At 45.4% G+C, this 14,579-nt stretch carries 11 protein-coding genes; 7 read left to right on the plus strand and 4 right to left on the minus strand.

Annotated features, from left to right (window positions below; genetic code table 11):
- Window positions 1-25: 25 nt before the first annotated feature.
- Window positions 26-1,063, minus strand: a complete 1,038-nt coding sequence (locus K0625_RS05705) for a hypothetical protein (protein WP_220108792.1) — start codon at window positions 1,061-1,063, stop codon at window positions 26-28.
- Window positions 1,064-1,211: 148 nt separating this feature from the next.
- Between K0625_RS05705 and zapE the strand changes: the two genes are divergently transcribed.
- The 3 genes from zapE (at window position 1,212) to K0625_RS05720 (ending at window position 5,727) form a co-directional block, all read left to right on the plus strand.
- Complete coding sequence (gene zapE / locus K0625_RS05710; protein ID WP_220108793.1) at window positions 1,212-2,339, plus strand: cell division protein ZapE; 1,128 nt, start codon at window positions 1,212-1,214, stop codon at window positions 2,337-2,339.
- 214 nt (window positions 2,340-2,553) lie between these two features.
- Window positions 2,554-4,797, plus strand: coding sequence for a DUF6351 family protein (locus K0625_RS05715; protein ID WP_220108794.1), 2,244 nt, complete (start codon window positions 2,554-2,556; stop codon window positions 4,795-4,797).
- Window positions 4,798-4,932: 135 nt separating this feature from the next.
- Window positions 4,933-5,727 carry an ABC transporter permease gene (locus tag K0625_RS05720; RefSeq protein ID WP_220108795.1) on the plus strand — a complete coding sequence of 265 codons (795 nt, stop codon included), beginning with the start codon at window positions 4,933-4,935 and terminating at the stop codon, window positions 5,725-5,727.
- A gap of 25 nt (window positions 5,728-5,752) precedes the next feature.
- On the opposite strand, the gene K0625_RS05725 is transcribed toward K0625_RS05720, so the two are convergent.
- The 3 genes from K0625_RS05725 to glnE all read right to left on the minus strand — a co-directional run bounded on the left by K0625_RS05725 (window position 5,753) and on the right by glnE (window position 10,052).
- Window positions 5,753-6,133, minus strand: a complete 381-nt coding sequence (locus K0625_RS05725) for a hypothetical protein (protein WP_220108796.1) — start codon at window positions 6,131-6,133, stop codon at window positions 5,753-5,755.
- Window positions 6,134-6,255: 122 nt separating this feature from the next.
- Window positions 6,256-6,990 (minus strand): outer membrane beta-barrel protein, encoded by a 735-nt coding sequence (locus tag K0625_RS05730; protein WP_220108797.1) that lies wholly within the window; start codon window positions 6,988-6,990, stop codon window positions 6,256-6,258.
- Window positions 6,991-7,187: 197 nt separating this feature from the next.
- A complete protein-coding gene (gene glnE / locus K0625_RS05735) occupies window positions 7,188-10,052 on the minus strand; it encodes a bifunctional [glutamate--ammonia ligase]-adenylyl-L-tyrosine phosphorylase/[glutamate--ammonia-ligase] adenylyltransferase (RefSeq protein ID WP_220108798.1) in 2,865 nt (954 codons plus the stop codon).
- 251 nt (window positions 10,053-10,303) lie between these two features.
- Between glnE and K0625_RS05740 the strand changes: the two genes are divergently transcribed.
- The 4 genes from K0625_RS05740 to K0625_RS05755 all read left to right on the plus strand — a co-directional run bounded on the left by K0625_RS05740 (window position 10,304) and on the right by K0625_RS05755 (window position 14,539).
- Window positions 10,304-11,263 (plus strand): hypothetical protein, encoded by a 960-nt coding sequence (locus K0625_RS05740; protein WP_220108799.1) that lies wholly within the window; start codon window positions 10,304-10,306, stop codon window positions 11,261-11,263.
- Window positions 11,264-11,276: 13 nt separating this feature from the next.
- Window positions 11,277-12,176 carry a DUF350 domain-containing protein gene (locus K0625_RS05745; protein WP_012323367.1) on the plus strand — a complete coding sequence of 300 codons (900 nt, stop codon included), beginning with the start codon at window positions 11,277-11,279 and terminating at the stop codon, window positions 12,174-12,176.
- Window positions 12,177-12,267: 91 nt separating this feature from the next.
- The gene (locus K0625_RS05750; RefSeq protein WP_220108800.1) at window positions 12,268-13,998 is read left to right on the plus strand and encodes a polyamine aminopropyltransferase; all 1,731 of its coding nucleotides are present in this window, start codon (window positions 12,268-12,270) and stop codon (window positions 13,996-13,998) included.
- Window positions 13,999-14,125: 127 nt separating this feature from the next.
- Window positions 14,126-14,539: a YjfI family protein gene (locus tag K0625_RS05755; protein ID WP_012323365.1), complete on the plus strand. Its 414-nt coding sequence runs from the start codon at window positions 14,126-14,128 to the stop codon at window positions 14,537-14,539.
- Window positions 14,540-14,579: the final 40 nt, after the last annotated feature.

The following is a 14,579-nucleotide window of genomic DNA, read 5'->3' on the forward strand; positions in this document are numbered from 1 at the left end:
TGAGTAATAGTTCTTGAGCAATAGGCTATTGCACCTGGAAGCTAGGTTCTGATCTTGAAAGCTTTCTCTTTGAGGATTTAGCATATTTGGCAATTTTTTTATTGCCAGCTTGTTCATATATTTTATTGAGAACATCGTGGTAGCGGCCATTGCCACTGGAGGCTAAGACTTTACACAACCAAGCCATGGCATCCCCCATCCCTTTATCTTCGATATCTTTAAGCTCCCAGATCCTCTGTGCGACCTGATCCAATGCCGCCGTATTGCTTAGATTGCTTGCAATCGCTTCACGAGCACTTTTACGAACCAAGTTATAATCACTGCTCAGCAGTTGAGACACCAGTGCCAGTTCAGCGGGATCGACATCTGTGGTGTCTATTTCAGATTGGGTATAGGCATTTTTAAGCACCCAAACATTCTTGTCTAAACTGAACTCCATTGAACCAGCATTGAGGTAACTAATACGCAAGTTTTGCAGTCTAACATTACCAAGAAACGGCCTAAAACTTGTGCGTACATATTGGCCAACACTGTTAGGCTGACCCAGCTCTTTAAGCACATCCTCTAAACTTGCTCCGACGCTCAACTGTAAAAACTCTTTTTTTGAGACTTGAGCGTTAGCCGCTAACTCTGTGAGCTCTTTTTTCACTTTATCTGCATCAAAATCGGTAAGATCGACCGCCTCTCCCTGACCATCACCGATCTCTTTTAGGGCATCTTTGATATAGCGCTTCAACTTTTTAGAGCTGGTTTTACTTTGCAACTCGAGTAACAACTCCCTGTACCTTACCTGCTTAGAAGCACCTAGGGCTTTTGCTAGCCAAGCTAATGTATCCTCCTGCTCGCCGTTATTTTCAAGTTCACTATTAATTAATACCCATGCAGCAAGATCGAGAAGCTCTGGACTTTCAGGAGGAAGATGGTACAGGTCTTTCGCTGCTAATTTATTATCAGCAGCATTATCACTGACTAGCAGCAAACCAAAAACAACATTCCTAGGCTCAACAGCCAGACTCATGGTTGAAAAAGTAACGAGTAGTAAAATAAGCATTAATCTAATCAAAATAACTTTCCTTAGTAATTTTGCACAATAATCAGACACAAGCTACAGGATAAAGCGCTGCTTTTCCAGCTACAAACCCGGTGAAAACTCTGGCAATAAATAGCGTATACTGTCACTCAATGTTAACGAACAAGGTCTATTTTCGGTCATGAGTCTCTCGCCACTTGAGCGCTATCAATACAAACTCACTCAATCAGACTTTGCCTATGATCCTGTTCAGCTCCATAGCGTTACTCAGCTAGAACTTCTCTATCAAGCCCTTAAAGCCCCCTCTTCTCAAAAAGCTTTGGGACTCTATCTCTGGGGCGATGTAGGGCGCGGTAAAACTATGTTGATGGATCTTTTCTGTGAAGCGGCGACAGATCTATTAGATCAGCCTCCTCTTAGGCTGCACTTTCACCGTTTTATGGCCCGTATGCATAAAGAGATGATGCAGGAATCTGGCAACACAGACCCCTTAAAACGAATCGCTAAGCGTATCGCCTCTGAAACTAAGCTTATCTGCTTTGATGAGTTTTTTGTCTCAGATATTGGCGATGCCATGATCTTAGGCACCCTTTTTAGCACTCTTTTTGAACTCGATGTGGTGCTCGTTGCGACCTCAAATATCCCCATTACACGCCTGTATGAAAATGGCCTACAGAGACAAAGGTTTGAGCCCACCGTCAGATTATTAGCGCAGCATACTCAAGAGATACATCTTAATGGAGAGCATGATCACCGACTTAGGTATCTGAACTACCATCAAACCTACTTTCTCGAGCCTAAGTCAGATTTCTCCACTCTATTTGAGCAGTTAAGTTCAGACTCTGTTAGCAGTAATCAACCCCTGATGATCTTAGGCAGGCCCATTGAGGTTATTAAAGCCAACCAAAAACAGGCTTGGCTCGATTTTGACGCCCTGTGTAATGGCCCACGATCGCAGCTAGATTATATTGAGTTGGCTAGCCGTTTTGAGGTTATCCTGCTTAGTGATATTCCCCCTCTTGGCGGAGAGCCCAGAGGCTGGATCCGTGCCCGCGGCACAGAGGATGGTTGCCAGGCTACCCAAACAGGCGAGAGGCAACTCAATTATGCGGTAAATGACGATCCTGCAAGGCGATTTATCAGCCTAGTCGATGAGCTTTACGATCAAGGCGTCGCGCTCTATCTTAGCGCGTCAGTGGCACTTGAAGAGCTCTATATTGGTGGAGCACTCAGCTTTGAATTTAAGCGAACTTATAGCCGTTTAACAGAGATGCAGTCACTTGAGTATTTAAGTTTTAAAACCCTGTAATTTAGGGAGTATTTCTCTTAACCGCCCAGAGTCCACATCAACTCCTACCACTTAGCAGTCGCAAGCAAAATCACTTTAAAATCAATTAAATAATTGATAAATCGGCACCTAAACAGTAGAAGCCAAGGGCGTTATTTTCAGTTCGAAAACATTTGCATTTTCACTGAATCGAACAAAACTTAATAGATGGGGAATACGCTTTAGGAGGGTAAAAATGATCAAACAAAGCCTCACATCTCTTTTGTTATTCTGCACACTACTGACCGCATGTGAACCGGATCCTCTCGTGCGCCGCCAGGTCAAAGGTATCGCCCCCATGGGCAGTGAAAAACCTATTCTAGCGGTAGAGAAACATATCAGTTTAACACCAAGACCCGAGGAGAGCTTCTCCTTCCCAATCCCTTTAGGAGGTGTGGGTCCCGTTGATGCTTTATATGCTGGCGAACGCCAATACCCCTTTTACTGCATGACGATAGATGCGGGTTTAGGACAACCCATTGTCGATAATCAAGATGGAGATGGTGTCACCATCTATGATGATAACCATCAGCCTATTGGCTTCAGTAAAGATTGCTTGATCACATCACGGATCGATTACTTCTATGCAAAGACCGGCACAGATATCATTCAAGATTATGATATCAACAATCCACCAGCGAGAGAGCTGATAGCCACAACCAATATCAATGGGGTTGAAGTACCGGAGATCTTTCGCCTTGAGAGAGGCAGTATCAACCGCTACATCTACTACATGATGATGCTAGTCCCCCAAGACAGCATAGGGGACAGAATGGCTAAAGATTACTGGAATCAAAAACTAATCTACCAATTTAAGGGTGGCGCCAGTATCGGATTTCGTCAGGGGCGAATGGGGGCACATAGATTTATCAACCGTCGCCACTCTCTGTTAAGGCAAGGCTACGCCGTCATTGGCTCTAGCGGTAACAACACAAGCTACAGCTACAATATGTTGCTTGCAGAGGACACTGCTAGGCGAGTAAAGAAGCAGTTTACCTCACTCTATGGTGATCCCCTCTATACCTTAGGCATTGGTGGCTCCGGTGGCGCACTGGCACAATACCTAATCGCACAAAACAGTACAGGTATTCTCGATGGTTTAATGCCTATCTACAGCTACCCTGACATGGTGTCACAATCAATATTTCTACTCGATTGTGACCTTCTCCAGCACTATTTTAATGTCACAGATAACGGTAACGAGAAATGGCGGGACTGGGAACAGAGAGAGAAGATAGAGGGGATGAATGGGATCAATGATTTCGACCATCCCTATACCTTTTTGGTTCCTCTCAATCAGATGATAGCTGGCGCTTGGCCATCGATGCCAAATGGCAGTAGCGAATGTGTTTACTCCTGGTTTATCGCAGCAACCTTCTTCTACAACCCTAAACAGGGCTTTGTTAAACCTTACTTTTCTGACGAGGTAAAAGAGCAGGTAAACTGGACCTACTGGCAAGACTTAGCTCAAATATATGGTACCGATAAACACGGTTTTGCCCGCACAACTTGGGGCAATGAAGGGGTGCAATATGGACTGGTCGCCTTAAGAAAGGGGGAGATAAGCATCGAAGAGTTTATCAAGCTTAACCAATATATCGGTTCTTGGGTGCCACAAAATAAGATGAAAAAAGAGAGTGCTATCACTCCTTTTGGCATGAGATTTCCGCTCTGGCTCAGCCTTTGGAGCCGAAACAATATCACAGAGCCCTCACCTCATACCGCTAAAAGAAAACCTGCCGATCCAAAGGCTATCGTGAACGGTTACCGCTATGGACAAGTGTTTATCGGTAAAGCTGAGCTGCCTATTTTAGAGATCCGTCACTACCTAGAGGAGGATCTTAATATGCACCATACCTCTGCCTCATTTGAGAGCCGTTTGAGGATACAGGAGTATCAAGGGCATAATGATAATCAAGTGATCTGGGTCTCTCACAAAGAGCATACCCCCATAGACGAAGGGGTGGATTATTTAGATCGTTGGCTTATGACCATCATCGCCTCCGATGACAAAGATCCAGTCAATGCTAAACCTGATTCCCTGCGTGATACCTGCTTAGGAAGTGAAGGAGAGGTATTACATGAAGGTGAAAATGTTTGGGATGGTGAGTGGAACAACCGCCCTGCTGGGCCCTGCAGCCAAGTTTATCCTATCTACAGCAATATCCGAGTGCAAGCCGGTGGCCCCTGGGCTGGCAGTATCTTCAAATGCGGACAGATCCCAATATCGCAAGCGATAAAACAGGGGGTTTACGGCTCAGTCTCTATCTCACCCTACCAGAAGCAGTTAGAAACGATTTTTCCAGATGGCGTCTGTGACTACTCTCAAGGTGACATAGCCAGACCCAATATGGGATTAACTCCAAGTCTACAAGCACGAGAGAGCACTACAGATTTAAAAGAGCAATCGGGCAACGATCCATTGAGAATAGAGCAGTAGCCGATTAAGCCCCTAGGAGGTTCTTCAAACCTTATGACCGCTATCTGTAACTAAGTTGCAGATAGCGCTTTGACCTCTATAGCGATCACACATAGAATCACTTCATCTTTCAGCTCATCACTAAGAGCCAAAATAATGGAATCGAGCATAGATATTGGCTGGTGGCAACTCACTGCTTTTATGTCAGTGCTACTTATCCCTCTAGCAATAAATCTTAAGCTGCAACTTAAGCTAGGGCGGGAGATATCCATAGCCGTGATCCGTATGACGGTTCAACTTATCCTAGTCGGCCTCTATCTTGAGTTCCTATTTTCACTCAATAGTTTACTGATCAATGTTATTTGGTTAAGCATTATGGTGCTTATCGGAACCAGCGCTATTATCACTGGCGCTAAACTCCCAAGGCGAGTGCTGTACCTCCCTGTATTTACCGGCCTAATTATAGGGGTCGCTCCGCTGATGTTTGTTTTGCTTTTCCTGCTGCTCAAACCCCAACCCCTTTACAACGCCCAATATCTTATTCCCCTTGCAGGCATGCTTTTGGGGAACTCCTTAAGCGGTAATATTGTTGCCCTACAACGCTTATTTAATGCATTTGACGAGAAGAAAATGGAGTATGAGGGGATACTTGCTTTAGGAGGCACACCTTACCAAGGGGCTTTCCCCTTTCTGCAGTCTGCACTATCTCAATCCTTAGCTCCCATACTGGCCTCGATGACCAGTATGGGGTTGGTGACCCTGCCTGGCATGATGACAGGGCAGATCTTAGGGGGGAGCGATCCCATGTTAGCGGTCAAATATCAGCTTATTATTCTGGTCGCTATTTTTGTAACCTTAACGGTCTCAGTCACTATATCTTTAACCCTGTCCATTAAGAGAAGCATCACTGACACAGGTTTAATAAAGATAAAAAAGATTGCTAACAGGTAAAAACAGAGATCAACTAGGCAGTAGATTAAACAAAGAGCGCTATAACACTGCCTACAGTCGCAGCCGCTTTTAGGAACTGGCCTGCGGTATAGGAGTCATCCTCCTCTTGGTCTACCTTATCGGGGTGATCCATGCCTAATGCACCATAGGCAAAAGACTTTACTCCGCCGCTCTGTTCACCCTCTTTCGGATCAGTTTGAGTGCTAGTTTGGGTACTAACCTGACTATTGTTGGCTAACTTTTGCTCTCTCTCACTTAGGCTAAGTGCAGCAGGGGATACCTCAACCTTAGTTGGAGTCACAGTGACCTCTCTAGGTGTAACAGCCTCTTTATTTTGTGTTTGAGATGAGAGCTGATGACGTGGCTCATTCATCGGAACAGCGGCACCAATATTTCCAATCACCATTTCCACTTCCTAAAAGCACATCGTGGTATTACGACTAGTAGGAATATAATCCAAAACGTCATACAGTAAAATATGAAGTTGATGAATAGCTGCAACAATTAGTATCAGTATTAAATATTTCACTAAAACCGATAATCGAGCCTGATAGCAAAATCATCAAAACTGTCACTATTTAACTCAAAATGCTGCCAATTGAATCGAAAGCTGGCTTTAGCATTTAACTTGTACTCCAAACCAGCTCCCCCATAGGGAGATAGTCCGCTTTGCTCTCCATACCACTGATTCAGGTTATTATGGGAGTATTGCTTCCAATTAAACCCTCCCAAATGGATGGAGCTTGATAACCGAGGAGTTAACTCATAACGATAACCTAATTTGGCTCCCCAACCTTCATATTCCCCAACCTCCTGAGCTAAGCTTTTCCACTCATTAAGCATTAAAACAGGCAGCTCAGAGAATAAAAAGTTATCTCTACCAAGTGCGATCTGCTCAAAGCCCAACTGCCAATTTGAGCGGCTGGTATAACCGATCTCAAACTGATCTCCCTCTCCCTTAACTCGAAACTCAAGCCCTAAGTGAGTAGCACTATCATCCTGAACATAGTCACTGCCTTCAAGTATCTGTTGAAGGTAGTAGTTCCTTATCTCCCGACTGACATCGGCTGCCATCACACTGTTACACAACAATAGACAAGCTAATAGGCACAGCCAAAAAAGAGGAAAGCCCGTTTTCTCTTTCATTGGTTTAAGGAGGCAATAGGGAGCTTTAACTCTCTTTTTAGGCACAGAGATAACACTTAAGGTCAGATAATCAGGAGCCATGGCTCCACATTGAGAACGATTTGTGATGGGCTTCATGGGCGACTCCAAGAACTAAGCTGACGTACTAAGTACACAGCAATAGTCGAGCCAACCAGTACAGTCACATTCGTTTCAATACCTTAAGAGAGCCCCTCATCTAAAGGACAAAAATATGCCGCATAATGCGAAGCGTTATACCTAAAAAGTGCCAAAGTGACTCAGCTCCTCATTGAGCTAAAAAGAGTAACAATACTCTAATCCACTAAGATCCTCTGATAGATATCCATTACACGATTAGCATGTTCAGCAACTAAGTCTACAGCTAGTTCACCAGGCTTTTGTTGCAATGTCTGCCTATGGCTCTCATCACGAAGAAATAGGTATGCTTGAATTAGAGACTCAACATCGGCATGGGCCAGTATTCCCAGCTCACCTAAGCCTGTAAAGATACGGATATTATCTGACCAAAATGAAAGTTCATTGTGCTGATTAGCATTAGCCAGTACCAAATACTGGGCAATAAACTCAATATCGGCTATCCCGCCAGCGCTCTGTTTCAGATCGAAATAGCCGGTTTTTACTTTCAACAGGTGATCACGCATCTTAGTGCGCATATCCCTTACCGCTTTAGCCAAATCAGCCCCGTCTCTTGCAAGCTGCAATACTTCAGCTCTCAACTCACTAAAACGACTAGATAATCCATTACTACCAAACATAAAGCGAGCACGAACCAGAGCCTGATGCTCCCAAGTCCACGCCTCTTCACGTTGATACTCACCAAAGTACTCAATCTCGCTTACCAATAAGCCAGAGGCCCCCGATGGTCTAAGACGCATATCCACCTCATAGAGCTCACCCGACGTTGTTCGGGTTGAGAATAGGTGGAGGATCCGCTGAGCTAATTTAAGATAGAAGTGCCCAACCTCAATGGGGCGATCACCATCTGTCTCCCCTTGATCTGGATATTTTTCCCTAGAAAAACTGTGCAGGAAAACCAGATCGAGATCTGAGCCATAGCCCAGTTCTATCCCCCCCGCTTTCCCATATCCAATCACAGCGAAACCGGTGACCCCCTCCTCTAAATAAGTGGGAACACCGTGGCGCGCAGTAACCTGTTGCCACGCCTGCATCACCACCTGTTCGATAATGGCCTCAGATAAAAGAGTAAGATGATCGCTGACCTGACTCACAGGCAGTACACCAGTGACATCTGCGGCGGCAATTTTTAACTGCTGAGACAGTTTAAATTGGCGCAAAGCTTCCATCTGCTGCTCCATATCCTCCTCAGGCACTCGTAAAAGGTACTGCCTAAGCTCACTGCCGTAGTCATCTAATGAGGTGGTGTCATAGAGCTGAGTGGGATCGATAAGTTCATCGAGTAACATGGGAAATTTAGCCAGTTGAGCCGCAATCCAAGGGCTAGCACAACACAGGCTTACCAGCTGTTGGCGCGCTCCAGGGTTTTCATAGAGCAGCTCAAGGTAGGTCGTACGAGTTAAGATCTGATCGATCACTTTTGAGACAGAATTGAGTGCATCGGAGGGAACCTGCAGATTGGTAAACTCTCTCAATAACCAAGGCATCAGCTTGTCCAGCGTATCTCTGCCCCTTGGACCGATACTACGATTAGCAACCGTCTCACGCCAAGATTTGAGCTGTGGCCACAGCTCAAGATCATCAATCATCTGCTCTTTAATCAAGGTTTGTGCATCATCATCTTCATAGGCGATCCACAACTGCTGAGTCCAAAGATCGGCTCCTTCATCTTGAGTTCGTCCACCCACGGTCTCAATAAAATGACGATGGATCTTACTCATAGCCGATTCAATATGTGTGCGCAATTCAGCTTCAGAGGCCATCCCCATGCAGTGACATAGTCGATACCAGTTCAAGCCACTATCAGGCAAGGTTTGTGTTTGTTGATCCCCTATCCCCTGAAGCAGATTTTCAACCCGCCTCAGTAGCAAATAACTCTGCTTAAGCTCATCGACGGCCAAATACTCTAACTGACCTAGCTGATATAAAGTATCTATTGCAGCAAACAGACTCTGTTGCCTCAATGAAGGCTCACGCCCTCCACGAATAAGCTGAAAACTTTGCACCACAAACTCAACTTCACGGATCCCGCCCGCGCCCAACTTAATATTATCGGTAAGCTGGCGACGCCTCACCTCTTGAGTGATAAGTTGCTTCATCTTACGCAGAGACTCGATAGCCGAAAAATCGATATAGCGGCGATAGACAAATGGCCTAAGCATAGAGTGGAGCTCATCAGAGAAAGCGGTCCAAGGCCCTAAAGCTCTCGCTTTCACCATGGCATAACGTTCCCAATCTCTGCCTTGCTCTTGGTAATAATCTTCAAGTCCACTAAAGCTAACAACTAAGGGGCCACTCTCACCATAAGGGCGCAGTCGCATATCAACACGGTAGACAAATCCGTCCACCGTCACTTGATGCAGCATATTGACTAAACGTTGCCCCATACGGATAAAGAACTGCTGATTCTCAATCGCTCTTCGGCCCCCTTGAGTCTCACCATGCTCAGGAAAAGTGAAGATAAGATCGATATCTGAGGAGAAGTTCAGCTCCCTTCCTCCCAATTTCCCCATACCTAAGATAATAAGTGGCTGAGGATTTCCCTCACTGTCCATCGGGGTGCCATACTGCTTACAGGCCTGAATATAGAGCCAATCACGGGCTGAGATAATCAGAGCTTCCGCTAACGCGGACAGGTCCAGTAATGAATCTTCTAATGAGGCATAACCTAAAAAATCCCGCCAAGCCAGACGCACCATCTGTTTATTGCGATAACACCTTAAAACTCGGTTGGCTTCATCTTCACTTTGACACTCACTTAACAAGCCGTGAAGATCTTTATCAAACTCTGAACGTGAAAGGTTATTGAGCTCACCATTGAAAAGGGAGAGTATCCATTGGGGGTGACGGCATAACTGATCGGCAATAAAATCACTCAGACCCATTATGCGATAAAGCTCCTCTCCCTGCTCCTTGGTCAACTCATTGGCAAGTTCAGGGAAAACGTCGTTAATGCGTTGCCAGTAACGATCTGCGACTTCAGAAATAATGGCAGACAGTGGCTTGTTACTGATGTTTTCCATGGCAATAATAATCCCTAACAATTATGACAATCGACTTATTATCATTTAGGACATAATATGTCTTTGTGGTAACGAAAATGTGACGTTAAATGGGTCTATAGACCCTGTGACACAAGTTAAATAAAAAAAGAGTACTTTTTAATTCAATCTAGAGGTTACTATAACTTAAATCTAGATATATTAAGTTATGAAATAGATAGCTAAAAATAGATATTTATAATTAACCTCTACCCTATCAAAATGGAGAAAACATGGCAGCGATGCTAATACGTGTTCTCACCCTAACATTGCTAATGACCTTAGTCGGTTGTGGCGATGACAGGCCTGATCAAATTGCTAAATATCAGCAATTGGCAGGCCAGAGAATCGATTCCCTCGGGCAGATGCTCGATAATGGCCAGATCCGCAACGCCACTTTACTGAAACAGTACACTGGTATTTTAGCGAAACAGCAACCGGATATGGCTCCCCTCTTTAATGAGCTAGCTAAAGACGCGACGCAGCAAGGACCCATGTTTACCTCTTTGGTCCGCCGCTATCAAGAGCTTAGCGACGCCAACAACTACGTGGATCTCGATCAACAGCTAGCTGAAGCTGAAAATATCTATCAGGCTGCCGATCCTAGCCTCTTTAACGATATGTTGTCCGATCCTCTTAACGTCGTAGCCGATATGTCTAACGGCGCATTAGCAAGAGTGAACTCAATTAGCCGTGAAGCCGCGGCACTTGCCAACGGTGCGGAAGACTTTGGCGCAGGCAGCCAACTTGTAGGTAACCCGGGTTACGGCAGCTGGCAAACAGGCTCTAACGGCATGTCTTTTTGGGCTTGGTATGGCATGTATTCCATGTTCTCCAATGTGATGCGTGGGCCTATCGGTTACGATCGCTGGTCGAGCCGAAGAAATTATAGCTACTACAATGATGTAGGGCGTTACCGCTACACATCACCAAAGCAAGCTAGGGCACAGAACAAGACCTTTGAGCGCACCAAGAAACAGTTCAGTTCCCAAGGGAAGAAGTTTGACAGCCCCTACGCAAAGTCGCGTTCAGGCTCAACAAGCTTATCCCGTCAAAGCACAAGTACACCTAAGGCTAGCTCAACAGGTAGCAGTAGCAAAAGTGGCAGTAAGTTCCGTTCTAACTACTCTAAGAACAGTAACTTCCGCAATTCTAACAGTCGCACTACTCGCGGTGTACGCCGAGGAAAATAGGTAAGGAACCCACATGACATTATTTCAAGACTTCGGTATCACACAAGATCTGGTTATCATTCTTGCCATCGATCTGACTATAGCGATAATTCTTTTAACCTTTATGCGTTACCTGCAGGGCTGGACAATTAAAGTCGATAGCCGGGTTGAGCTCTCAGAAAAAGATAACTTTGCTTTCGGCATAAGCACAGCTGGTGCCATCGCCGGTTTAGGTATTGTGCTCACTGGCGCTATCACTGGCGAAGCAGCCCACTCCTACCTTGTTGAAGCCGTTGGCATGACCGCCTATGGTTTATTTGGCCTTATCTTAATTAAGCTAGGCCGCTATCTTCACGATAAAATAGCCCTAAATGAGTTCAACAAAAGCGAGTTGATCCTAAAAGGGAATATCTCAGTTGCCATCGTTGATGCCAGTGCCGCCATTGCTACCGCGATTATCATACGCTCGGTGTTATTGTGGGCTGAAGATCTAACCTTAGACACCTTTATCGCTATCTTCAGTGCCTTCGCAATCTCTCAGCTGATGTTAGTCCTGCTGACACGTTTTCGTGAGCACCGCTATGCAAAACGTAATCAAAACGCCTCTATGCAAGAAGCCTTAGTTCAAGGTCATAAAGCCGTTGCAATCCGCCACAGCGGGTACATGCTTGCCATGGCATTGAGCTTTAATGCCGCCAGCCACTTCATTATCTATAGCCCTCAAGCCTATCTAGCGAACATCGCTGGTTGGATGGTCTTCTCAGTGATCATGCTTATCGCACTGACACTGCTAATTAAGTTAGTGAAAAAACTGGTCATGGTGAATATTAATCTTGCCGAAGAGGTCGAGAAGCAACACAACATAGGTGTTGCGACCGTTGAGCTTGCACTGAGTGTCGCCATCGCCTTGATCCTCACCAGTTTAATGGCTTAATCAAATAAGATTGAACACCTTGGGCGACTATCCATAATTTGGGGATAGTCGCCCATTTTACTATCTGCAAATAGCGAAACGTGAGTACTCAGTGAGTGAAGTAACTGAACCAGCACTGGCTGGAAACCCCAAAGAGAGAAAATTAACTTGGTTTGACGATACACTGCTGCTTGGCATTATGGCGGTTCTGGCTGGGTGTGGCTTAATCTATGAATACCTACTCTCCCACTACGCAGGGCGTATTCTCGGCGCCCTAGAAGCCGCCATCTACACCATGATAGGCTTAATGATCGTCTCCATGGGGATCGGCGCCTTTGCTGCTCGCAAGATTCGCTGCGCCTATACAGGTTTCGCAGTACTTGAACTCAGTGTCGCCCTGTGTGGCTCATTGGCCATCTTGATCACCGCCGCAATTATCGGTTTTGGTCAACAGCTTCCTCTTATCATCGCCAGCACTTTGGGACTGCCACCGGACCTCCTACCTGAAGGCGGATTTATTGGTCTACTGCAAAAGCTCAGTGAGTACCTCCCCTATGTGTGGGGCGTAATACTGGGCTTGATGATCGGTATGGAGATCCCTCTCATTGCTCGTGTTCGCCAATCTCTGTGCGATGAGCACCTGATGCACAATGCGGGCACCATTTATGGTGCCGATTATGTAGGTGCAGGTATAGGCGCAGCCATCTGGGTCAGCTTTATGCTTGCCATCGATATTCAGCTGGCAGCGGCATTAACCGCTAGCTTTAACTTGCTAGCGGGCTTTATCTTTATCTGGCGGTTCTGGGATCGAATTCGATTCGTCAAAATCTTGCTTGTGGGGCATTTTATCGCCTCAGGCATACTGCTACTGCTGGCTTGGCACGGACCGAGCTGGGAGCAAAATTTCAATAACTTACTCTATAAAGACAATGTTATCTACGCCAAGTCGACCCGTTTCCAGCAGCTCACGTTTACCGAACGTTTAAGAGGCAGCGGGATCCCTCCCGTATACTCCCTCTATATTAATGGCCGTCTGCAGTTCTCCAGTGAAGATGAGCATATCTATCACGCCTTTCTAGTTCACCCAACCATGGAAGCCAGTGCTCGTCACAATAAGGTATTGATCATTGGTGGCGGTGACGGATTAGGGCTTAAGCAGGTACTGAAGTGGCAACCTGACTCTGTAACTTTAATGGATCTCGACAAAGATCTGCTGGCGCTTTTCACCTCCCATGAGGCCGATATGCCGGCGCGTTTGAGTGACACCTTACTGAGGTTAAATGGCGATGCCCTTAACGATCCTAGAGTCAATGTGATTGTCGATGATGCCTTTAATGGAGTGGATAAACTGCTTAGAAAAGGTGAGAAGTATGATGCCATCATTGTCGATCTGCCAGACCCGAGTCATCCTGATCTAAACAAGCTATATTCAGATCTCTTTTATAAAAAATTAAAGGAACTCTTGAGTGCCGATGGGGCTCTAACCGTACAGTCGACCTCTCCTTACCATGCGCCTAAGGCTTTTATTTCAATTGGAAAAACCTTAGCACTAGCGGGCTTCGATGTGAGTCAATATCATCACAACGTCCCCAGTTTTGGAGAGTGGGGCTGGAGCATCGCCACCGCATCTGGTAAAAATGCTAAAGCAAGGCTGAACGAAATAACCCAACTATCGGTTGAGGATGACTGGTTAACACCAGGTCTGATAAAAGGGTCTTTTGAGTTTCCAGCCAACTTCTATCAAGAGTTAGAGAATATAGAAGCGAATCGAATTGGCTCCACCCAGTTATATCAGTACCACCAACAAGCTTGGTCAGAGAATCAGGGAGTGACACTATTCTGATCTCACATAGAATGAAGAGTTAAATTAACAGGATTCAGGACGAATCATTTTTCTGAAAAATAGCACTTGACATATTATGTCGTAGTGCTATCTTTAATCGCAGACATAATATGTCATAAGGACAAATATGAACATTCACACTATTGCCAATCACCTAAATGATCTTTGTGACAAGAGCCATACTGGATTGCAGTTTGACTGCTACCCAATTAATGGCGAGGTCGAGGTATTGCAAGTCAATATCGTTGGACGTGAAGAGATCCCCGTATTCGTATCGGTGACAGAAAACCAAGTTCTCTGCATCAGTTACCTTTGGGGTGAAGATGAAGTTAATCAGGAACGTCGTCTAGAGATGTTTGAGACCATGTTAGAGCTCAACATCCCTATGCCACTGTCATCTTTTGCAAAGATTGATGATAAATACGTGGTTTATGGCGCGCTTTCAGTTCAGTCAGAGATGCAGGAGATAGAACTTGAGCTTTCAGTTCTTTCCGACAACTGTCTGGAAGTCATCGATGAGATGGCCGACTTCTTAAAGTAAGTAAACAATTTACTATCAGAATTTTTAAGTCATGGCTCAA

It is taken from the genome of Shewanella nanhaiensis (assembly GCF_019457885.1).
Lineage (GTDB): Bacteria > Pseudomonadota > Gammaproteobacteria > Enterobacterales > Shewanellaceae > Shewanella > Shewanella nanhaiensis.

Coding starts and splice junctions, on each gene's coding strand:
- K0625_RS05715 (WP_220108794.1), top strand. CDS start 2,554: ATGATCAAACAAAGCCTCACATCTCTTTTGTTATTCTGCACACTACTG.
- K0625_RS05740 (WP_220108799.1), top strand. CDS start 10,304: ATGGCAGCGATGCTAATACGTGTTCTCACCCTAACATTGCTAATGACC.
- K0625_RS05720 (WP_220108795.1), top strand. CDS start 4,933: ATGGAATCGAGCATAGATATTGGCTGGTGGCAACTCACTGCTTTTATG.
- K0625_RS05725 (WP_220108796.1), bottom strand. CDS start 6,133: ATGGTGATTGGAAATATTGGTGCCGCTGTTCCGATGAATGAGCCACGT.
- glnE (WP_220108798.1), bottom strand. CDS start 10,052: ATGGAAAACATCAGTAACAAGCCACTGTCTGCCATTATTTCTGAAGTC.
- K0625_RS05745 (WP_012323367.1), top strand. CDS start 11,277: ATGACATTATTTCAAGACTTCGGTATCACACAAGATCTGGTTATCATT.
- K0625_RS05730 (WP_220108797.1), bottom strand. CDS start 6,990: ATGAAGCCCATCACAAATCGTTCTCAATGTGGAGCCATGGCTCCTGAT.
- zapE (WP_220108793.1), top strand. CDS start 1,212: ATGAGTCTCTCGCCACTTGAGCGCTATCAATACAAACTCACTCAATCA.
- K0625_RS05755 (WP_012323365.1), top strand. CDS start 14,126: ATGAACATTCACACTATTGCCAATCACCTAAATGATCTTTGTGACAAG.